General features: G+C 66.5%; 19 protein-coding genes and 1 tRNA gene. 3 read left to right on the forward strand and 17 right to left on the reverse strand.

Features of this window, described 5'->3' with window-relative positions; all coding sequences use genetic code 11:
- Window positions 1-3: 3 nt before the first annotated feature.
- Entirely contained in the window at window positions 4-1,461 is a 1,458-nt protein-coding gene (locus AUCHE_RS02820; RefSeq protein WP_006501755.1) for a hypothetical protein, read from the forward strand.
- Here the strand turns inward: AUCHE_RS02820 and AUCHE_RS16065 are convergent.
- From AUCHE_RS16065 to AUCHE_RS02880, 12 genes are all read right to left on the reverse strand, one after another.
- Window positions 1,423-2,316: a DNA adenine methylase gene (locus AUCHE_RS16065; protein ID WP_006501756.1), complete on the reverse strand. Its 894-nt coding sequence runs from the start codon at window positions 2,314-2,316 to the stop codon at window positions 1,423-1,425. The genes AUCHE_RS02820 and AUCHE_RS16065 overlap by 39 nt on opposite strands.
- A gap of 94 nt (window positions 2,317-2,410) precedes the next feature.
- Complete coding sequence (locus tag AUCHE_RS02830; protein ID WP_006501757.1) at window positions 2,411-3,070, reverse strand: HAD family hydrolase; 660 nt, start codon at window positions 3,068-3,070, stop codon at window positions 2,411-2,413.
- Window positions 3,067-3,909 (reverse strand): GntR family transcriptional regulator, encoded by an 843-nt coding sequence (locus AUCHE_RS02835; protein ID WP_040321326.1) that lies wholly within the window; start codon window positions 3,907-3,909, stop codon window positions 3,067-3,069. Before AUCHE_RS02835 ends, AUCHE_RS02830 begins: the two co-directional genes overlap by 4 nt.
- A 519-nt stretch (window positions 3,910-4,428) precedes the next feature.
- Window positions 4,429-4,502 (reverse strand) — tRNA-Thr (locus AUCHE_RS02840).
- 144 nt (window positions 4,503-4,646) lie between these two features.
- Window positions 4,647-6,221 carry an alpha/beta hydrolase gene (locus tag AUCHE_RS02845; RefSeq protein ID WP_006501759.1) on the reverse strand — a complete coding sequence of 525 codons (1,575 nt, stop codon included), beginning with the start codon at window positions 6,219-6,221 and terminating at the stop codon, window positions 4,647-4,649.
- 91 nt (window positions 6,222-6,312) lie between these two features.
- Window positions 6,313-7,458 carry a DNA polymerase III subunit delta' gene (locus AUCHE_RS02850; RefSeq protein WP_006501760.1) on the reverse strand — a complete coding sequence of 382 codons (1,146 nt, stop codon included), beginning with the start codon at window positions 7,456-7,458 and terminating at the stop codon, window positions 6,313-6,315.
- The gene (gene tmk, locus AUCHE_RS02855) at window positions 7,455-8,159 is read right to left on the reverse strand and encodes a dTMP kinase (protein ID WP_006501761.1); all 705 of its coding nucleotides are present in this window, start codon (window positions 8,157-8,159) and stop codon (window positions 7,455-7,457) included. The genes AUCHE_RS02850 and tmk overlap by 4 nt, the downstream gene beginning before the upstream one ends.
- A gap of 45 nt (window positions 8,160-8,204) precedes the next feature.
- Window positions 8,205-8,396, reverse strand: a complete 192-nt coding sequence (locus tag AUCHE_RS02860) for a putative motility protein (protein WP_006501762.1) — start codon at window positions 8,394-8,396, stop codon at window positions 8,205-8,207.
- Window positions 8,397-8,514: 118 nt separating this feature from the next.
- Window positions 8,515-11,328 (reverse strand): type I DNA topoisomerase, encoded by a 2,814-nt coding sequence (topA, locus tag AUCHE_RS02865; RefSeq protein ID WP_040321351.1) that lies wholly within the window; start codon window positions 11,326-11,328, stop codon window positions 8,515-8,517.
- A 478-nt stretch (window positions 11,329-11,806) separates the two neighbouring features.
- Window positions 11,807-13,321, reverse strand: coding sequence for a DUF7059 domain-containing protein (locus AUCHE_RS02870; RefSeq protein ID WP_006501764.1), 1,515 nt, complete (start codon window positions 13,319-13,321; stop codon window positions 11,807-11,809).
- A 94-nt stretch (window positions 13,322-13,415) separates the two neighbouring features.
- Window positions 13,416-14,222 (reverse strand): sigma-70 family RNA polymerase sigma factor, encoded by an 807-nt coding sequence (locus AUCHE_RS02875; RefSeq protein ID WP_006501766.1) that lies wholly within the window; start codon window positions 14,220-14,222, stop codon window positions 13,416-13,418.
- A gap of 170 nt (window positions 14,223-14,392) precedes the next feature.
- Complete coding sequence (locus AUCHE_RS02880) at window positions 14,393-14,752, reverse strand: STAS domain-containing protein (protein WP_006501767.1); 360 nt, start codon at window positions 14,750-14,752, stop codon at window positions 14,393-14,395.
- Window positions 14,753-14,902: 150 nt separating this feature from the next.
- Between AUCHE_RS02880 and AUCHE_RS02885 the strand changes: the two genes are divergently transcribed.
- Both AUCHE_RS02885 and AUCHE_RS17235 read left to right on the forward strand, forming a co-directional pair.
- Window positions 14,903-16,720: a DEAD/DEAH box helicase gene (locus tag AUCHE_RS02885; RefSeq protein WP_006501768.1), complete on the forward strand. Its 1,818-nt coding sequence runs from the start codon at window positions 14,903-14,905 to the stop codon at window positions 16,718-16,720.
- A 192-nt stretch (window positions 16,721-16,912) separates the two neighbouring features.
- A complete protein-coding gene (locus AUCHE_RS17235; RefSeq protein ID WP_245706898.1) occupies window positions 16,913-17,251 on the forward strand; it encodes a Zn-binding domain-containing protein in 339 nt (112 codons plus the stop codon).
- On the opposite strand, the gene AUCHE_RS02890 is transcribed toward AUCHE_RS17235, so the two are convergent.
- The 5 genes from AUCHE_RS02890 to AUCHE_RS02910 form a co-directional block, all read right to left on the reverse strand.
- Window positions 17,206-17,673 carry an Rv3654c family TadE-like protein gene (locus tag AUCHE_RS02890; protein WP_006501770.1) on the reverse strand — a complete coding sequence of 156 codons (468 nt, stop codon included), beginning with the start codon at window positions 17,671-17,673 and terminating at the stop codon, window positions 17,206-17,208. The genes AUCHE_RS17235 and AUCHE_RS02890 overlap by 46 nt on opposite strands.
- Window positions 17,670-18,077: a TadE family type IV pilus minor pilin gene (locus tag AUCHE_RS02895; RefSeq protein WP_006501771.1), complete on the reverse strand. Its 408-nt coding sequence runs from the start codon at window positions 18,075-18,077 to the stop codon at window positions 17,670-17,672. Before AUCHE_RS02895 ends, AUCHE_RS02890 begins: the two co-directional genes overlap by 4 nt.
- Window positions 18,074-18,289, reverse strand: a complete 216-nt coding sequence (locus AUCHE_RS02900; RefSeq protein ID WP_006501772.1) for a DUF4244 domain-containing protein — start codon at window positions 18,287-18,289, stop codon at window positions 18,074-18,076. The genes AUCHE_RS02895 and AUCHE_RS02900 overlap by 4 nt, the downstream gene beginning before the upstream one ends.
- A gap of 154 nt (window positions 18,290-18,443) precedes the next feature.
- Window positions 18,444-19,496 carry a YdcF family protein gene (locus AUCHE_RS02905; RefSeq protein WP_006501773.1) on the reverse strand — a complete coding sequence of 351 codons (1,053 nt, stop codon included), beginning with the start codon at window positions 19,494-19,496 and terminating at the stop codon, window positions 18,444-18,446.
- A 59-nt stretch (window positions 19,497-19,555) separates the two neighbouring features.
- The gene (locus AUCHE_RS02910) at window positions 19,556-20,233 is read right to left on the reverse strand and encodes a TetR/AcrR family transcriptional regulator (RefSeq protein ID WP_006501774.1); all 678 of its coding nucleotides are present in this window, start codon (window positions 20,231-20,233) and stop codon (window positions 19,556-19,558) included.
- Window positions 20,234-20,248 lie beyond the last annotated feature (15 nt).

The following is a 20,248-nucleotide window of genomic DNA, read 5'->3' on the forward strand; positions in this document are numbered from 1 at the left end:
ACGTTGCCTCAGATCGCCGAGGTTGTACGCAAGGTAGACGTCGCCCTATTATCGCTTGACCTGAACAATTACCGCTTCGCTGCCGAACAGCCGAGTGAGGTAATGGCCTTCAACTACCTGTTCGACAAAGAAGACGTAATGTCTGTCGCCAACTCGCTACTACGAGAAGGCTATCGCACTAACGAGGTTCCTCTTGTAGTGGAGGAGAATGACCGATACGTGGTGCTGGAGGCGAACCGTCGAGTAAGTGCTCTGCGAGCTTTACGCGACCCAAGCCTGGTACCGAATCAACACGAAGCACTTAAGAAGCTCATCAAGCGCCATCAAACGGACGCGGATGACCTGCCTGACGAGATTTATGTAACCGTCTACCCTGACCGTGCGAGTGCCGCTCCCGTGCTGGCGCGGCAGCACATTGGCGAAGACAAGAAGCGCTGGGGGCTCGACGAGCAAGCGAAGTTCGTCCTCGCCCAGTTGACAGGGGACGTTGACGTCAAGACGCTGCGGGCCACACTCACGGGCATCAAGAACATCGTGCGCGTCGTCAAAATGGGCCGCGTTCGGCAGAGCTTGAAGGAGATCACATACAATGATTCCACGCTGCTCGATTATGTATCCAGCACGGACCTTAAGATGTCCGCTTTTGAATACGCTTACCGCGACCGACAGATCCGCCCTCTGCTAGGTTTTGAGTTCGACAGTGAGGGAGACATCACTTCGTGTCCACAGGGCCCAGGAGAAATAGCGGTTCTGGAACGGCTGTTGCACGGATTCCGTAGTGGAGAGCTTAGTACGCGCAAAGTCTTGAACGATAAGAACGGGGAGGCTTACAGTACCCTGGTCGCCGAGTTGCGGACACTATCAGGAATAAGCGAGACCTCCTCGGCCAAAGCTGCGGCGCCTCCCCCGGCGTCCGCGGGGGCGCCTTCCCAGCCGAACGCATTGGAGGGCGGCTCGGGAGGCGAATCGGCAACTTCCGGGGCCGCGGAAGATAACACTGCCAATAAAGTCGGCCCTAACAGTCCAGACTCCAAGAACAAATTAGTAATCACGCTGGACTATACAAAGACGCCCGTGGGGCTGCAGAAACGATTCATTGAACTTCGGAGCATCGACCTCGGGGTCCACCCCGTGGCCGGGTCGGTGCTTCTCCGCTCTGTAGTTGAGTCCACGATTAAGTTACATTACTCAAAGCGAGGAAATCACGCCGTCAAGGGGATGCTGGGTCAAGTTGTTCCCCACTTAGCGACAGACTACGGGAATGTGGGATCCATAAGCCAGTCGATCCGTCTTCTGCAGAACGCCATCGCACCTCAGCAGCGACCCGGCTCCGGCAATTGGTTTAACTCGGCAAGCCATGACCCGGCCGCCGTAATCAATGCTCAGCAGGTACGAGATGCCTGGCAAGAGTTGGAACCCCTACTACTGTTCTTGCTCCAGGATAGTCCCGCGTTTGGTTAAGGCATTCGCCACAGCATCCGACGCTATAATGAGTTCTTCGGTGAAACCCGGGTGTCGAGCGGAGTAGTTGAGTTCATACCGACTCTGGAAGTGGTCCGCGTACAATTTCTCGATTAGCGGTGACACATCATAAGTCATGAGCCAATGGGCGCGGTCAACTTCATTGACAATGCGGGCGAGCGCCCGGTGATCCTGCGCATCGAAGGCGTTCAAGTAAAGCCTGGATCCCGCCTGGACATAGGGAGGATCGATATACATGAACACCGATGGGTCCTGGGCGTGCTTGCGGATTACCGTACGCCCATCCAAGTCCGAGACCGTGATCTGGTTGGAGAGACTGCCTACTGCGAGAATGCGATCGACAAGAGTCTCTCGGTTGAACCGTGCATCGATCTTGTAGCGACCCTGTTGATCGAGGCCACCGATGACGCCGCCGCGAAGTACGCCCGAGCGGTTAGTTCTATTGAGGTATAGAAATGCGAAGCCAAGCTTGAGAATGTCACTCTCGTCACCATCACGGTAAATTGCCCTCTGGCGCTTCCATTCACTTATGGTCAGCGGAGTGGAGCGCACAAGTTCAACAAGATCGCTATTGTATTGCGTCATCGAGCGCCAGAAAGCGTGGACTGCTGGGTCGAAATCGTTGATGACCAGGCCACCTAATAGGCCTTGGCGGAGGAGTGCAATTCCGGCTCCTGCACCACCAGCATAGGGCTCCACGTAAATTGGTCGGCACAAACCTATGTCGCTGATGAGATCCTCAAAGAGGCCAGCTAGTGCCGCCTTGCCGCCCGGGTAACGTAGTGGCGAAAGCGTTCCATATCTGCGCGAGGCTCTGATATTCAGGTGCTGCATCACATATTCCTCCTGAACACCCGTGCGCGCGGTACATTTCGTGAGCTTTGAGGGGTTATGGCAAGTCCTAGCTATTCATAGTTAGGTTTGAGCTTCAGCCAAGCACCTGATGCCACGACTCAATCAAGAGAGTGGGTCCCACTCTCGTAACGTCGGCGGCGTGTCGCTCGTCGACTGCGTAACCGACGAATGCGGCTTCACCCGCGCGTGCCGCCTCGGCATCTGAAGCATGGTCTCCGATGAGAATGCACGCCGATGGCTCCGCTCCTGCGGCCGAGGCGGCCATGAGCACCAGGTGAGGTGAGGGTTTCATCAGGTCGGGCCGCCCGGCCGGGCGTCCGCAAACGCGGACACGCTTGCCGACGTCGCCGAGACAGTCCAGGAAGGCTTGGACAGCTTCGGCGGCGTTGTTGGTGACGACGATGGTCTTGCCTGCGTACCGGGCGAGTAGGTCAACCAGGCCATCTGTTGGCGGGGAGGTCTGAGCGGCTTCGACCTCGCTAGCTATGGCGGCTTGTTCAACGGCGTCGAGGTAATCAGGGGCGTTGGTAGCCGTGAACCGGAGCACCTGTAGGTGGTCCTTGCTGGTCTCGATCTCCTGGGGGAGCACGATCCCAGCGTCGACGAGCGGGCGTCGAGCCGCCCGGGTGATCTCTTCGTTCTTCGGGGGCGGTAGGTGCCGGGTCATGGGCCCGTCGAAGTCGAGGAGCAGTGCAGCGCAGTTCTCGATGAGGGCGGCGGCTTCGGGATTCACGGCTGGTACTCCGTGGCGACGGTGGTCCACACGCTGTCGAACCAGAGTCGCGTTTGTTGGATGAACACGGCGGCGGCCGAGTCAGGGTCGTTTTCGGCGGCGTAGTGCATGAGCACCGCGTCTTTGCCCATCAGGTCGTACGCGGCCAACGGTTTGCCCTCGATCGTCGCGTCGTGGATGGTCACCGGGTAGTAGCCGAAGAAGACCTCGGCGCCATTGATGATGTACGCCTTGAACAGTGGCGCCGCCTCGATCGTGCGAATCTTCACGATCGCCGACGCGACGAGGCCGAGGTCTTGCAGCTCGGTCACTGAATCGCGCACAGCCAGAGCGTGCCGCTCGGTCAGCCGCTTGGTCCGCCGTGAGATCGTCGCCACGCCCTTATCCGTGGCGTCGACGGGGGCGGGCATTGACAGAGCGTGAGGGTGTGCCAGCAACAGCCGGACCTCTATGGACAACGGGCTGACGCGTCCGTCTCTGATTCGGTCGAGCGGCTCTTGCATGACGTTGTGCAGGGTTTCGGAGGTGAACCCAGCGAAGTCGAGCGTGACATGCGGCACCGAGAACGCGGCATCGATATGCGGGCGCAGCTCTGCCGGTCGTATCGACCGCTCACGTACGAACACGCCCGCCCCTTGGCGGGAGACGGTGAGTCCTTCGTCCTTGAGGATCCGTAGGGCCTGTTGCGCGGTCACGCGCGCGACGCCGTAGCGCTGGCTCAGCTCAGCCTGTGAAGGGAGCCGCTCCCCCGGCGTGAGCTTGCGGGTCAGGATCGCGGCGCGAAGCTGAGCAGCCACCTGCTGGTAGGGCGGCCGTGGATCTTCCGGATCCATTGTCATAACACCAGATTACAGCTGTTGACCAGCCAGGCTAGACAAATCTTGTCCAGGGTATTGACATGACTAGCCAAGCTAGGGCAGTGCGACCGTAGCCAGTACATGACTGGCCAACCTAGACAGTTTGGAGTCCCGCTCATGGCGATGCAGAAGCGGTTCTCGGTGGCGATGGGTGATGTGTTCCCGGCTGGGGGCGTACCTGAAGGGCGTGGTAGAGCCGGTGACGGATTTCCAGGCTGAGAAGCGTCCCGATGGCGGGTACCTGCGTAACGGGAACTGGCGGCATCGCTCGGGCGGTCGCAGGCCGTGGCCAACCTCGGGCTGGCCGGGGTGACGCCGCATGACCTGCGCCGTACGTTCGGCAGCCTAGCTCGTTCGGCGGGTACCGACCTGCGGTGGATTCAGAAGGCCATGGGGGTGACCTGATCGCAGCAGTCGACGGTACTAGCATCACTTCACCGCCTGGCGCAGAAGGCCCTGCGCAGCAGAAACGCCCCCGACTGGTGTCGAGGGCGGTTTCTGAGCCGCTTGTCGGAATCGAACCGACGACCTATTCATTACGAGTGAATCGCTCTGGCCGACTGAGCTAAAGCGGCAGATGCTCCACGTTCGCGTCGACGAACGAAGATGCGGCTCCCCAGTATACGTAAGGGGGGAGCCAGCTCCAAAGCGTCCGGGATGGTGGGCTCGGCGCCCTGCTCACCTGCGGTGGCAGGACACTCGGCCGGTCACCCCGGCGGTCAACACTTCACGTCCTGGTCGGGCACCTTGCCGTGCAGGAAGTAGTCGTCGACGGCCTGGTGCACGCACCGGTTGCTCCGCATGTACGCGGTGTGCCCGTCACCGTCGTAGGTGACCAGGCGGCTGCTCTTCAACTGCTTGGCCAGCCGCTCCGACCAGGCATACGGAGTCGCCGGGTCGCGGGTCGTACCGACCACCATGATCGGGTTCGCGCCATCCGCGGCGATCTTGCGCGGCTTGCCGTCAGGCTGAGCCGGCCAGTGCGCACACGTGTACGACGTGCCCGCCATGTACGAACCCCAGGTCGGGGCGATCTTCTTCGCCTCGGCGATCCGCGCCTCCCGCTGCTCCTTCGACAACTTCTCCGCCGGATGATCCAAGCAGTTCACCGCCGAGATGACCTGCATCAGGTTGCCGGTGTACCGGCCGCTCTTGTCACGGTCGACATAGCTCGACGCCAAGGTGAACATGTCGGTGCCATCGCCGGCCTTGACCCCACGCAGAGCCTTCGTCAACTCGGGCCACTTCTGCTCGGCGTACATCGCCGACGCCAACCCGATGGACGCCCACCCCTCGGTCAACTGCTTGACCCGTTCGTCGTTCTTCACCGGCACCGGCTGACTGTCGAGACGCTTCAACATGTCCCGCAACGACTGCATACCCTCGTCGACGCTGCCGCCCAACGGGCACGACCCCTTCTTCACACAGTCGGCAACATAGGCGCGGGTCGCGGTCTCGAAACCCTCGGCCTGCCCGAAGGTCAGCTCCTTCTCGGTCAGATCGGGAGCGATCGCCCCGTCGAGCACGAAACGACCCACCTGCTTCGGGAACTGCTCCGCGTACAAAGCCCCGATGAACGTGCCGTACGACTTACCCATGTACGTCATCTGACGTTGCCCCAGAGCCGCCCGGGCAATATCCATGTCCTTGACGACATTGTTCGTCGACAGATGCGGCAACAGATTCGGGTACTTGCTCTGACAGGCCTGCCCGAACTGTTTCGCGATGCCCTCGGCCTGCGCGGTCTCGGCCGGGTCGTCCGGCGTCGGATCGAAAGCGAACATCTCGTCGGCCTGCTGGTCGTCGAGACAGACGATCGGATTCGACTTGCCGACCCCTCTCGGGTCGACACCCACCACGTCATAAGCCTGACGGACGTGCGGGGAGACGATGTACGTCGCCAACTTCGCATAATCGGTGGCCGACGCACCCGGACCACCCGGGTTGACGAAGAGCGCCCCCTTCGGCTCGCCCTGCGCCGGCACCCGCAGCATCCGCAACTTCAAGGTCTCGCCGTCAGGTTTCTCGTAATCCACCGGGACGGTCAACCAGGCACACTTCGCGGCCTCGCAGTCCTCCCACTGGACGGACTGCTTGTAGAACTTGGCGAGTTTCTCCCGACCCTCCGGCGGCCTCGAAGCGTCACTGACACTGCCCGCCGGAGTCGATGTCGCCTGTTTACTTCCCAACGGTCCGCCCGAACAAGCCGAACAGAGCATGGCCACGCTCACGGCCAGGACCACAGGTATGTGGCGCCTCCGGCCGGCACGGCCTTCCTGTGCTCCGGTGTGCATCACGTGTCCTACTCCTGTCGCCCGGATCTGTCGTCCGAGACTACCTATAGAACATGGGCAGTTCGTGATCGCCCATGCCGATCTGCGCTCGTCAACGCCCGTCGGGCGTCTGCAAAGAGATCGCCATCGCCTCCAGAGCCAACAGCGGAGGGACGTTCGCCGTGATCCGCTCCCGCGCCTGACCGACGGCATCCACCGCGACGAGTGCCCCTTCGGGAGTGAGCGCCCCGGCCAGATATTCGATCTCGGGCCGGAAGTCTTCGTTCATCAGCGGGACGGCCTGCCCGAAATGTTCGGTCAGGACATCCCGGTAGACGGAGAGCAGATCGACCAGGGCACGATCGACGACATCCCGGGAGTGTCGGGTGGCTCGAGCCTTCTGTTCCTTCTCCAACGCAGCCAATTGCGCGCGCACATGCGGAGGTTGGGTGCGGGCGCTCGGGTCGACCCCGAGAGTTTCCATCAGGCGAGTGCGTTCCTGGGCGTTACGGTCGGTCGCGGTCGATCCGGTCTCTTCGGCGGTGACAGCGATGATCTCCGCGGCGGCGGCCACCGCGTCGGGGACGCTGTGGATGCGGCCGGTCAATCGGATGATCTGCCGGCGGCGTTCCCGGGCGTCTTCGTCGAGGGCGAACCGGCAGGCTGCGTCGATATGTCCGTGGGAGGCGCGGGCTGCGGCCAGGGCGAGTTCGGCGTCGACGCCGTGTCGGCGGCGGACGAGTTCGGCGACTCCGTCGATCGGTGGCGTGCGTAGCCGTAGATGCCGGGATCGGCTGCGGATGGTGACGATGACATCTTGCGGGGAAGGCGCGCAGAGCACCCACACGGTGCGGGCCGCCGGCTCTTCCAGGGCCTTCAGGAGGGCGTCGGCGGCTCGTTCGGTGAGCCGGTCGGCGTCTTCGACCACGAGTACCCGCCACGGGCCCACTGAAGGCCTGAGCGCTGCGGTGGCAGCCAATGCGCGGGCCTGTTCGACTCTGATGGAGAGCCCTTCGGTGGTGAGGATCTCGACATCGGCGTGTGTGCCGTCGACGGCTGTGCGACAGTCACGGCAGGTTCCGCAGCCGTGGTGCGGGCATTCGAGGGCGGCGGCGAAGGCTCGAGCGGCGGTGGTGACGCCTGACCCGGGCGGGCCGGTGATCAGCCAGGCGTGGGTCATCGCTGCGGGGTCGGTGGCCGCCTGGGTGAGGGTGTCGATGACATGGCCTTGGCCGACCAGGTCGTCCCAGACGGTCATGTGGTCGCCGTTCCGAACCAGCCGGTCGCTTCGAGTCGCGTGGTGACGACGGTGGCGATCTCGTCGGAGGATGCGGACCCGTCGACGACGAGATAACGGTCCGGGTCGGCCTGTGCCAGCGCGAGGAAGTGTCCGCGGACGGTCTCGTGGAAGCGGGTGGATTCGGCTTCCATCCGGTCGGGGGTGCGATGGCGGCGGGCCTGGGCGATGTCGACCGGGACGTCGAGGAGGACGGTGAGATCGGGCAGCAGTCCGCCGGTGGCCCACAGGGAGAGTTCTTTGACCTCTTGGGCGCCCAGGTCGCGTCCGGCGCCCTGGTAGGCGATGGAGGAGTCCATGAACCGGTCGGTGATGACGTCTTTGCCGGCGGTGAGCGCCGGTCGGATGACGGTGTCGACGTGGTGGGCGCGGTCGGCGGCGAAGAGGAGTGCTTCGGCGCGGGCGGAGACGGCTCCGCCGTGGAGGAGGACGTCCCGGACCTGGCGGCCGAGTTCGGTGCCGCCAGGTTCGCGGGTGACGACGAGTTCGCGCCCGCGGGCGTCGAGCCATCGGGTGAGCCGGGCTATCTGGGTGGATTTCCCGGCGCCGTCCCCGCCTTCGAAGGCGATGAGGACGCCTCGTGTGCGGGGGTCGGGCTGGTGGTCGGGCTGGTCCGCGTCGGTCACGTCGGCCAGCCTAGGGGAGCCTGCCGACATGTGCACGAAGTGTGGGGTGCGCGTGGTGGGTGTTCGCGCGGGTGGGCCGGGTCAGGCGTAGGTGTTGACGTTGCGGCCGAGGCTGCCCTCGGTGGCGAGGGGCAGGGCCAGGGCGTCGAGGAGTTTGGCCGCGGAGTGTTGTTCGGTGTTCAGTGCTTTCTTGAGCACGGATACCTGGGCGTCCTGGGTGGTGGCCTGGGTGCGTGCGTCGAGCACGGTGGCGGCCAGTGCGGCGACGTCCATGTCTTCTCCTGTTCCCCGATGGTCCGGGTGGCCGTTGGCGGCTCACCCGGTGTGCTCATCGGCCGGGGGTGGGACGGCCTTGAGCACACCGGTGAGAGTCGTTGCCGGCTTGTCGGGTTCAGGCGTCGCTGTCGGTTTTCTTGGTGGTGGTCTTCTTGGCGGCCGTCTTCTTCGTCGTGGTTTCCTTGGTGGTCGTTTTCCTGGCCGTGGTTTTCTTCGCCGTGGTCTTCTTGGTGGTGGTCTTCTTCGCGGCCCGTTTGCGGGTGCTGGGTCCCTTGGCCCGTTTCTCGGCGAGCAGTTCGTAGGCCCGTTCGGCGGTCAGGGTCTCGATGTCGTCGTCGCGGCGCAGCGTCGCATTGGTCTCGCCGTCGGTGACATAGGGGCCGAAGCGTCCGTCCTTGACGACGACGGGCTTGCCGCTGGCCGGGTCGGCGTCGAACTGGGCCAGCGGCGGTTTCGCGGCGGCTCGTCCTCGCTGTTTCGGCTGGGCGTAGATGGCCAGGGCCTCTTCGAGGGTGATCTCGAAGATCTGGTCCTCACCGGCGAGGGACCGGGAGTCGGTGCCCTTCTTCAGATAAGGGCCGTAGCGGCCGTTCTGGGCGGTGATCTCCACGCCTTCGGCATCGGTGCCGAGCACGCGGGGCAGGCTCATCAGCCGCAGCGCGGTGTCGAGGTCGACGGTCGCCAGGTCCATGCTCTTGAACAGGGAGGCGGTGCGCGGCTTCGGTTTGGCCTTGCCCTTGAGGGCCTCCTCCTCGGCGGTGAGCACCTCGGAGACATAGGGGCCGTACCGGCCGGCCTTGGCGACGACGGTGCGTCCGCTCTCCGGGTGGATGCCCAGTTCTCGGCCGTCGTCGGAGGCGACTTCCAACAGTTCCCGGGCCATGTCCGGGGTCATGTCCGCCGGTGGGACGTCGTCGTTGATGGTGGCCCGGCGGTTCTTCGCCGCCGCGCCCTCGCCCTCGGTGTCCTTCTCGGTCTCCGCCTCGGCCGGGTCCTGGCCGCCGCTCGGGGCGAGCTCTTCGACATAGGGGCCGTACCGGCCGACACGGACCACCATGCCGTCACCCAACGGGATGGTCGAGATCTCCCGGGCGTCGATCTCGCCCAGGTCGTCGACGAGATGACGCAGGCCTTCGGCGTGGGTGGCCTCGTCGCCGAAGTAGAAACGGTTCAACCAGTCGACCCGGCCCAACCCGCCGCCGGCGATCTCGTCGAGGTCGGCTTCCATCCGCGCGGTGAACTCGTAGTCGACCAGCACCGGGAAGTGCACTTCGAGCAGTTGGGTCACCGCGAAGGCCAGCCAGGTCGGGGCCAGGGCCGAGCCGCGTTTGGCGACATAGCCGCGGTCCTGGACGGTGGCGATGGTCGCCGCATAGGTCGAAGGCCGACCGATGCCCTTCTCCTCCATCGCCGCGACCAGCGAGGCCTCCGTGTACCGGGCAGGTGGAGTCGTCTCATGGCCTTCCGCGCGGCCGTCCTGCACCTGCGCGGTCACCCCGACGCCGACCTTCGGCAGGCGACGCTCCTGTTCCCGGCTCACCGCCCGGGCCGTCTCCTCCTCGTCGCGGCCCTCCTCGTAGGCGGCGAGGAAACCCCGGAAGGTGATGACGGTGCCGCTGACGCTGAACTCGGCCCGCGAGAACGGGGCCTCGGCCAGATCGACACCCAGACGGACCGTCGCCGTGGAACCGCGGGCGTCGGACATCTGGGAGGCCACGGTGCGTTTCCAGATCAGCTCGTACAGGTCGAACTCCTGGCCGCGCAGCTCCCCGGCGACCTGGGCGGGGGTGCGGAAACGGTCACCGGCCGGTCGGATCGCCTCGTGGGCCTCCTGGGCGTTCTTGACCTTCTTCTCGTAACGGCGGGGACTGTCCGGGACGTACTCGGCGCCGTACATGTCACGGGCCTGGGTGCGAGCCGCGGTGAGCGCCGACTCGGACAAGGTCGTGGAATCGGTACGCATATAGGTGATGAACCCGCCCTCGTAGAGGCGCTGGGCCACCGACATGCAGGTGCGGGCGGTCATCCGGAGCTTGCGCCCGGCCTCCTGCTGCAGGGTGGAGGTGGTGAACGGGGCGTACGGGCGGCGGGTGTACGGCTTCTCCGCGACCTCGGTGACCGTCGCGGACGAAGCGACCGCGGCCTGGGCCACCGCCGTCGCGGCCTGCTCGTCCAAGTGGACCAGGGCGGCATTCTTCACCTGGCCGAGATCGTCGAAATCACGTCCGCTGGCGACCCGGGCCCCGTCCAGGCTCGCCAGGCGGGCCTCGAAGACCTCCTTGCCGACGGCGAAGACCCCGTCGACATCCCAGTAGGACGCCGAACGGAAAGCCATCCGTTCGCGTTCACGTTCGACCACCATGCGGGTCACCACGGACTGCACCCGGCCGGCGCTCAGCCCCTGACGCACCTTGCGCCAGAGCACCGGGCTGACCTCGTAGCCATAGAGCCGGTCCAGGATCCGCCGGGTCTCCTGGGCGTCGACCAGGCGGGTGTCCAGATCGCGGGTCTCGTTGACGGCCCGCTGGATGGCCTCCTTGGTGATCTCGTGGAACACCATGCGCCGCACCGGGACCTTCGGCTTCAACACTTCCAGGAGATGCCAGGCGATGGCCTCGCCCTCCCGGTCCTCATCGGTGGCCAGGAGGAGTTCGTCCGACTCCTTCAACGCCTTCTTCAGCTCGCTGACCTGACGTTTCTTGTCGGCGTCGACGACATAGTAGGGGTCGAACCCGTTCTCGACGTCGACGGCGAAACGCCCGTAGGGGCCTTTCTTCATGTCGGCGGGCATCTCCGACGGATTGGGCAGGTCGCGGATATGACCGAAGGACGATTGGACCGTGTACCCCTCACCGAGGTACCCCGCGATCGACTTCACCTTGGTCGGCGACTCCACGATCACGAGCCGCCGAGCTGCACTACCTGCCACTGTGTATCCCTGTTCCTCTGCCACATAAGGCGGTTCGGCCCTCACCGCCGTGAGGGCCCCGGTCACGATATGACTCCGCGATCCGCGCCCGAGCGTAACGCTTCGTCGCATCACCCTTCGCACGCCGGCATGCAGGACATGACACGCTTCGAGGGCGATGCCGACAGCCTCATCGACGTGACGACCACGAACGTGACGTCCACCCGCCGGTGAACCGCTGTTCAGACCCTGTCAGGCGTTCATGTCTGCCAGTGCCATGAACGCACACCAACAGCGAAAAGGCCACCTGTGAAAAGCATCCGACGCCGAATTCGCCATCCACAGATGCACTGCGCCCACCATGACACATCCGCCCCGGCACCGACCCGCTGGCAGCACCGGGCCCACCCGGACGAACCGACCAGGAGTGACCTAACACACTCCCGCACGCCCGCCCCACGTCGGCGTGTCGCCCGGGGCACGCCCCGCCGGCACCGGCTCAGACCGGGAGCAACAAGCCGTCCAGGATCAACTGCTCCACCCCCGGCCACGTCCGATCGATCACCTCGTCCACCGGCAGATCCAACAACGCCGCGATGCCCCCCAACGCCTGACCGGCCGTCAGATCACCGTCACAGACCCCCACCAGGCCCGCCAACACCGTGTCCGCCCGCACCGAAACCCCCAGGCCGCCGCCCTGACGCAACAGGATCACACTCGGATCCGAAGCACCCGGACGCCCGTAACGCTCCTCGGTCACATCCGGGGCCATCCGCCACACCCGCGCCAACGCCTCCTCCCGGCTGTGCTGCTCCAACCACTCACGCGCGGCCAACCGCGCCAACACCGCCGGACCCATCGGCGCCGCCACCGGCCCGGCATGCTCCACCAGATCGACCCGCCCCGGCCGACCCGTCACCGGGCGACGCAAGGTGATCACCCCGAAACCGATCCGACCCACCCCACGCTGCCCGAAATCCTCCAACCAGGCACCCAACCAGGCGTCATGCTCCGGCGAACCCGGCCGAAGACCCGCATCCCGCGCCCACAACTCGGCATATTCCACCGGATCCTGCACATCACGCTGCACCACGAAGGCGTCCAAACCCGTCCCGGCCAGCCAGCCCTGCCACACCTCACGCCAGTCCTGCCCCGGCCGGGTCTCCCAGTTGCCCAACAGATGAGCCACCCCGCCAGGGGCCAGATGCTCCGCAGCCCCCCGCACCATCCGCGCGACGATCGCATCCCCCGCAGCACCCCCGTCGCGGTAATCGAACACCGGGACATCGGCGCCCCGCGGCGTGATCACGAACGGCGGATTGCTCACCACCAGGTCGAAGGACTCCCCCGCCAAGGGTTCCCACAGACTGCCCCGACGCACATCCCACGACAGACCGGCCAAGGCCGCATTGAACCGGGCATAGGCCAACGCCCGCTCCGAGACATCGGTCACCACCACCTCGTCGGCATGAGCCGACAGGTGCAGGGCCTGCACGCCGCACCCCGTCCCGATGTCCGCCGCCCGCGCCACCTTCGCCCGAGGAGTCCACGACGCCAAGGTCAACGACGCGCCACCGATCCCCAGGACGTGATCGGAACGCAACGGGCCACCGGTCACCATCCCGCCCAGATCAGAAGCCACCCACCAGGTGTGCTGCTCGTCGCCGTACGGACGCAGGTCGCAGCGGGCCCGCACCGCGTCCCCCTCCACCGGGGTCACCAGACCCAACCGGACCAGCCCCTCCACCCCCGTCCGGGTCAAAGCGCGACCGATCGACTCCGTCGACGTCCGCATCCCCACGGAGAACAGGCCCACCACGGCCGCCAACGGGTCACCGGCCAGCTCGGCGAGCCGCTGCCGGGCCGCGAACGGCTGCTCCCGGCCGAGGGCGTCCACGGCCTGAGCCCCCAGCAGGGCATCGACGGCGTCCACCCGGAAACCGATATCGGTCAAATCCTCCCGCAGGCGCAGGACGAGATCGGGGTCGTGCACAGGGGTGTCGCAGGTCGTCATGGGTCGAGTCTGCCCGAGATCACCGACGGACGTCTCGGCCGACCTGCACCATCACACCGCTGATCCGTCCGGAAAACTTGCGCCCCAAGATGATTCAGGCGACCGGCTCGTCCTTGAAGATGTCGGCGCGCAGATCCAGCAGGATCCGGTTCAACAACCGCGAGACCTGCATCTGACTGACCCCGATCTCCTGCCCGATCTGCTCCTGCGTCCACCCCCGGACGAAACGCAACAACAGGATCCGCCGATCCCGCTCACTGAGCCGCTGCAGAGCCGGACGCAGAGCCTCCATGTTCTCGACATGGTCGAAATGGTCCACCTCGTCGACCAACAGATCCGCCAACGCCGACACCGCGCCAGGACGTCCCGGCGAATCCAGACTCACCGCGCTGAAACACCCGTCCGCACGATCGGCCTCGTCGACCTCACCGCGAGCCACCCCCAGCCGGTCGGCCAGCTCCTCGGCTGTCGGCGGACGACCGTTCTCCTGCTGCAGATCCGACCGGGTCACCGCGACCTGACTACGCAGCTCCTGCAACCGGCGAGGAGGACGGACCACCCACCCGAAATCACGGAAATGACGTTTGATCTCCCCGGAGATCGTGGGCACCGCATAGGAGAGGAAAGACGGCCCCTCCCCCGACCGATACCCCTGCGACGCCTTCACCAACCCCAGATAGGCGACCTGCACCAGATCATCGGACTCGATACCCCGCTGGCGGTACCGCGCCGCGATCGACTCCGCGACCGGGCCGTTGAGCAGCACCACCTGGTCGAGATAGGCCTGCCGGTCGTCAGGGTCGTCGCAGTCGGCAGCGAGCGAGAGCAGTTCCTGACTGCGCTCGTCACGAGTAGTCGGCTCGAGATCGCCGATATGTCGGCCGTGAAGCCAGACCGGCAATTCGCCGGCTGCTTGAAAAAGACTGCGAGGCAAGCATTCACTCCCAAAGGCAGGTCACCGGAAGCTCAAAACCTGAGCCATTCCAGCACGCTAACCACCAACCGGGACGATGCGCAACGAAATAGCCACAATCATCCCATTACAGGTGAATCACGGGCCGTCCCGCGATATCAGGAAACATCCTCCGCAGGGAACGAACGCACGGCTTCCTCCACCGTCGCATACATCGGGAACACCGTATCCAGACCGGTGATCGACAACACCCGCAACATCCGCGGCTCCGCACACACCAGACGCATGGAACCACGCCGCGCCCGGACCACCTTCAACCGACCGATCAACACACCCAGACCGGTCGAATCCATGAACGGGACACCACTGAGATCAACGACCAGCCTCGACTGCCCGGTGACCAACACCTTGTCCAGTCCGTCGCGGAGCCGAACCGCATTGCTCACATCGACGTCCCCGGACACCGATACCACGGCAATGCCATCCTCTTCGCGGGTCGCTACTTCGAGATCCGCCATCCCGGCTCCTTCCGTCGGGGCACACGATATCCACTCCGGACAGGAGCGGGCGACGCCGTCGCACAGAACGGACCGGCAGAGAAAAATCCGCGACCGTCTTACGGACACAAGAACACACACCAGCACCCCGTGTCATACGTTGAGAAAATCATGACCGACGCCGGCCACCAGGACGGCCACCCCGGCGACCTGCTGGAGCTCCTCCTGACCTCCGCGCCGGGCTGCCTCCGCCACGTCCACCACCGACCCGCCCACCACGGCGACCACATCGCCCCACCCCACTGGGCCGATGCCGCCCTCGTCGACGCCCTCGCCCACCAAGGCATCACCACCCTGTGGCGGCACCAACACGAAACCGCCGACCTCCTCCACCACGGACGACACGTCGTCACCGCCACCGGCACCTCCTCCGGCAAGAGCCTGGGCTACCTCCTCCCCGCCCTGACCGCCATCACCCAAGGCGTACGCACCCTCGACCGGCGCGGAGCCACCGCCCTGTACCTCGCCCCCACCAAAGCCCTCACCGCCGACCAACAGACCCGGATCGACGCCCTCGACCTCCCCGGCATCCGCGCCGCCACCTACGACGGCGACACCCCCACCGAAGAACGCCGCCACCTACGCGCCCACACCAACTACCTCCTCACCAACCCCGACATGCTCCACCACACCCTGCTGCCCCGCCACGAGGAATGGGCACCCTTCCTCCGCGCACTGAACTACGTGATCATCGACGAATGCCACGTGTACCGAGGCATCTTCGGCACACACACCGCCGCCGTCCTACGACGACTACGCCGCCTCTGCGCCCGCTACGGCGCCGCCCCGACCTTCGCCCTCTCCTCGGCGACGGTCGCCGACCCCGCCGCCCAGGCCAGCACCCTCACCGGCCTCCCGGTCACCGCCGTCACCCGCGACGACACCCCCCGCGGAAGCCGACACATCCTGTTCTGGGAACCCCCCACGACACCCGGCGTCGACGGCACCCCCCGACGCCGCAGCACCCTCACCGAATCCGCCCGACTACTCACCGCCGCCGTCCGCACCGGCAAGCACACCGTCGCCTTCACCCGCTCCCGGGCCGCCGCCGAGATCCTGGCCGCCCAGGCCCGCCACCTCCTCACCCTGACCGACGGCCCCCACGCCGACACCCGAACCATCGCCGCCTACCGAGGCGGATATCTCCCCGAAGACAGACGCACCCTCGAACACGGCCTCCGCCACGGGACGATCCGCGGACTGGCCACCACCACCGCCCTCGAACTGGGGATCGACATCAGCGGACTCGACACCGTGATCGTCGCCGGCTGGCCCGGAACCCGCGCCTCCTGGTGGCAGCAGATCGGCCGCGCCGGACGCGACGGCACCCCCGCCCTCGGCATCTTCGTGGCCGACGACGACCCCCTGGACACCTACCTGCTGCACCACCCCGACGCCGTCCTCGGCGAACCCGTCGAAGCCGCCGTCCTCGACCCGGACAACCCCCACGTCCTCAGCCGACACCTCCTCGCCGCCGCCGCCGAAACCCCCCTGACCCCCGACGACAGCCACTACTTCGGCCCCGCGCTGCACCCCCTCGTCGACGCCCTCACAGAACACGGATCACTCCGACGACGCCCCCACGGCTGGTGCTGGACCGGACACGGACGCCCCACCGACCACTTCTCCCTACGCGGCACCACCCAGGTGGTACACATCACCGAACGGGACACCGGACGGGTGATCGGCACCGTCGACGCCGCCCGCGCCGATGCCACCGTGCACACCGGCGCCGTCCACCTCCACCAAGGAGAGACCTTCGTGGTCACCGACCTGGACCTCGACTCAGGAAGCGCACTGGTCGTCCCCGGCGACCCCGGATGGACCACCCAGGCACACACCCGCTCCACCTTCGACATCCGCACCGTCACCGCAGAACACCGCACCGGACCGGTCACCGTCGCCACCGGGGCCGTCGCCGTCCGTTGACAGGTCGTCTCCTTCCACCGCCGCACCCCCGCCGGAGAAACCCTCGGCCACCACCCCCTCGACCTGCCCGTACGCACCCTCGACACCCGAGGCGTCTGGTGGACGATCACCTCCGAAGCCCTCACCGCGGCCGGGATCACCCCGGCCCGGACAGCCGGCGCGACCCACGCCGTCGAACACGCCGCGATCGGACTGCTCCCCCTCGTCGCCACCGCGGATCGTTGGGACCTCGGCGGCGTCAGCACCGCCTGGCATCCGGACACCGGACTGCCCACGGTCATGGTGTACGACAGCCACCCCGGCGGCGCCGGATTCGCCGACCGCGGCTACCACCGGATCGACACCTGGCTGACGGCCACCCGCGACGCCGTCGCCGCATGTCCCTGCCCCCGCGGCTGCCCCCGCTGCGTCTACTCCCCCCGCTGCGGCAGTGGCAACCGCCCCCTGGACAAGTCCGGCGCGCACCTCCTCCTGGACCTGCTCCTTCACGCCCTCACCGGGCCGCCCCCGTCCCCTTCCGGCAACGGCTGATTCCCCCCGGACGGCTCCGGTGCCGGGCCGGCCTGCGCGCGCGCCCGTGCTTCGGGCAGCCCCGGCCAGGAGGGCGTCGACGTGGTCGTCACCGCCACGTCCTCGCCGACCACCGTGCAGGAGATCAGCCGGGCGGCGTTGGCGCGGGCGAGGGCGTCGGCCCGGGCGCAGGCGGTGCCGGCGTCCCCGGTGATCGCGTAGTTCGTCGCCCCGGCCAGCGCGGACAGGTCTGCTGCGGCGGCGGCACGGTGTCCGGCGGTCACCGCCGATGCCAGGGCTGCCGCGGCCGTCAACAGGACGACGAGGACTCCGATCAGCCCGAGTGCCAGCACACTCGCCGATCCTTCCTCACCCGGTGTCGCCGCGGCTGTCCCGGTGGGTGTCTCGCCAGGTGGTCGGGGCGGGGTGGGTGCTGTCGTCATCCGGTCGTCTCCGCGATGGCTTGTTCGTCCTCGGCCGTCGCGCTCGCCGACAGTCCGGGCAGTTCCGAGAGCGGCCACGGCCCGTGCGGTGTCGTGGTGACCCGTACGGTGATCACGCCGCCACCTCGGACGATCTCGACCTGTGCGCCGGTCGGGGCGCCGCGCTGTGTGATCTCCCCGACGGTGGCCGGGTTCTCCCCGCGGGCGGCGGCTCGGGCTCCGGCGCGTGCCGCGTCCACGCACCGGATCTGGTCGATGCCGTATCGGCCGGCGCCGAGGGTCACGGCGAGCACGAGGACGACGGCGGGCAGTGCGGTGGCGAATTCGGCGGTGACCATGCCTTCGTCGCCGGGGCGTCCGGGGCCGCCGCCGGCGAGGGGGGTTCGCCGGCGGCCGGCCTTCACTGGCCCAGGCCGAGTGCTCGCGTGATGATGCCGAGCAGGGCGGCCTTGATCTCCGGGGAGCGGACGACGGCGATGAGCAGGGCCGCGAAGGTGCAGGCGGCGACGGTGCCGATGGCGTACTCGGCGGTGGTCATCCCGGCTTCGCGTTCGCGTCGTCCGGGTCGGGATGTGGTGGGTGTCGATGTGCGGCGGCGCAGCAGACGTCGGGTCATGGTGGTCCTCGGCTTTCCTGAGGGGATGGGACCGGTCCAGCCTGCGTGGGGGGTGGTGATCCTGGGCGCCGGTGACGTCGTGCCTGTGGGTGGGCTTGTCGGGCGGGCAGGGTTGTGGACGTCCGCTGCGGGTGTCCGGTCTGCCGGGGCGGGGTCAGCTGAAGTAGAGGAGGAAGACGATCAGGGTGATCAGCGCGGACATCGTCAGGTGGCGTCGTCGGCGTTCGGCCAGCAGGGCGACGAATTCGCGGAGGAAGGCTGCCGGTCGGTAGTACCCGGCGGTGTGCGAGCCGACGACTTCCATGTCGGCTTTGAGTCGCCGGACGATGGCTGCGGTGCGTACGGCGTGGAAGTCGTTGGTGCAGACGACGACTTTCGCGTCTTCCAGTCCGTTCTCGTCGAGGACGAGGTAGGAGAATCTGATGTTCTCCTCCGTGGTCCGGGACAGGTCCTCCAGGAGGATCTTCTCCGGGGCGACTCCTCGTTCGTTCAGGTAGCGGCCCATGGCGACGGCTTCGCTGACGAGTTCGTCGGGTCCTTGTCCTCCGGAGGTCAACATGTAGACGGCTTCCGGGTCGGGGGTCAGGGCTCGTACGGCCAGGGCCTGGTCGAGTCGGGCGGCGAGCAGTGGGGTGACCCGGTCTCCGGCGAGTCCGGCGCCCAGGGCGATGACCACGTCGGCGTCGTTCGCGATGGGCAGGTTCGCGTGGGCCACCGCGTAGGCGATGTAGGCGAACAGGTGGGCGAGGATGTAGAACCCGATACAGAACAGGGCCACGGCGGGTACGGCGAGGGGCGCGAAGATCGATGTGGGGCTGCGGAGCACCGACCACACGGTGGCGACGGGCACGATGATCATCGCGGCGCCGAGGCTGAGTGGGAGGACCGTGGTCATCCCGATGCCTTCGCGGAACATGACCAGGACTCCGTTGGCGACGAGGACGCCGACCACGGCGAAGAAGATCAGGGGGATCGACAGGGCCATCAGGGCGACCACGATGGAGAAGGCGAGGCTTCCGCCGAGGAAGGCGGACCAGACAACGAGGGAGAAGGATCCGGTCCCGAGGGTGGCGATGAGGAGGAAGCCGTCGGTGACCCGTCCGGTGTCCTGGCGGAGCCGGTGGACGAAGGTCCAGGCCAGGACGACGGTGGCGATGGTGGGGGAGATCACGAAGCTCGCGATCAGCATGATCTGAATCTGATCCATCCGTGGTATCCCCGTCGAGCTCGTGCGTACGTTCATCCCCGGGGATGCCCAGGTGGTTTTCAGGTCAGACTACTCCCGGGTAGGTCGATCCGGGCGGTCAGCCCGGCAATGACGAATTCGACCTTTCGTTCGAGATCTCCCCGTGCCGTCCAGGATTCGTCGGGCGAGATGATCGTGGGCAGGCCGGTGCGGGCGGCTTCCTCGGCGAGCCGGTCCCGGGCGGCGTCCAGTCCGCTCTGTCCTTCCTGGTCGTGCCGGCGCATCGCGGTGACCCCGATGTGCGTGGCGATGACGGTGTCGCCGATGAAGTCGAGCGCGAACTCGGAGCGCTCACGGGACAGACCTGCGGCCTCCAGGTGTCGGAGGCAGGCGTGCAGGTTCTGTTGGATGTGGCTGTGCTGTCCGGGGGTGGTGAGCAGGACCAGCGCGACGCCGGGATATTCCTCGCAGAAACGCCATATGCCCTCGGCGTAGGAGCGCAACTGGTCGGGCCATCCGAGCTGGGGGTCGGGCCAGGCCAGGGTGCGGGCCGCGTACTCCAGGCAGGCGTGGACCAGGTCCTCCCGGGAGGGGAAGAGCCGGTAGAGCGCCGAGGTGCCCACTCCGACCCGTTCGGCGACACGGGCGAGAGTGAATTCGGCGATGCCGATGTCGAGTGCGGCGGTGACGACCTCGTCCCGGGTGAAGGAGGGTTTCGGCCCGGTCTTGCGGCCGAGTCGTCGGACGGGAGAGGGCATGCGCTCCATGGTACG

Origin of the sequence: Austwickia chelonae NBRC 105200 (assembly GCF_000298175.1) — a bacterium.
Lineage (GTDB): Bacteria > Actinomycetota > Actinomycetes > Actinomycetales > Dermatophilaceae > Austwickia > Austwickia chelonae.

Coding starts and splice junctions, on each gene's coding strand:
- AUCHE_RS16065 (WP_006501756.1), bottom strand. CDS start 2,316: ATGCAGCACCTGAATATCAGAGCCTCGCGCAGATATGGAACGCTTTCG.
- AUCHE_RS02835 (WP_040321326.1), bottom strand. CDS start 3,909: ATGACAATGGATCCGGAAGATCCACGGCCGCCCTACCAGCAGGTGGCT.
- AUCHE_RS02845 (WP_006501759.1), bottom strand. CDS start 6,221: ATGCACACCGGAGCACAGGAAGGCCGTGCCGGCCGGAGGCGCCACATA.
- AUCHE_RS02850 (WP_006501760.1), bottom strand. CDS start 7,458: ATGACCGTCTGGGACGACCTGGTCGGCCAAGGCCATGTCATCGACACC.
- AUCHE_RS02860 (WP_006501762.1), bottom strand. CDS start 8,396: ATGGACGTCGCCGCACTGGCCGCCACCGTGCTCGACGCACGCACCCAG.
- AUCHE_RS02870 (WP_006501764.1), bottom strand. CDS start 13,321: ATGACGACCTGCGACACCCCTGTGCACGACCCCGATCTCGTCCTGCGC.
- AUCHE_RS02880 (WP_006501767.1), bottom strand. CDS start 14,752: ATGGCGGATCTCGAAGTAGCGACCCGCGAAGAGGATGGCATTGCCGTG.
- AUCHE_RS02885 (WP_006501768.1), top strand. CDS start 14,903: ATGACCGACGCCGGCCACCAGGACGGCCACCCCGGCGACCTGCTGGAG.
- AUCHE_RS02890 (WP_006501770.1), bottom strand. CDS start 17,673: ATGACGACAGCACCCACCCCGCCCCGACCACCTGGCGAGACACCCACC.
- AUCHE_RS02900 (WP_006501772.1), bottom strand. CDS start 18,289: ATGACCCGACGTCTGCTGCGCCGCCGCACATCGACACCCACCACATCC.
- AUCHE_RS02905 (WP_006501773.1), bottom strand. CDS start 19,496: ATGGATCAGATTCAGATCATGCTGATCGCGAGCTTCGTGATCTCCCCC.
- AUCHE_RS02910 (WP_006501774.1), bottom strand. CDS start 20,233: ATGCCCTCTCCCGTCCGACGACTCGGCCGCAAGACCGGGCCGAAACCC.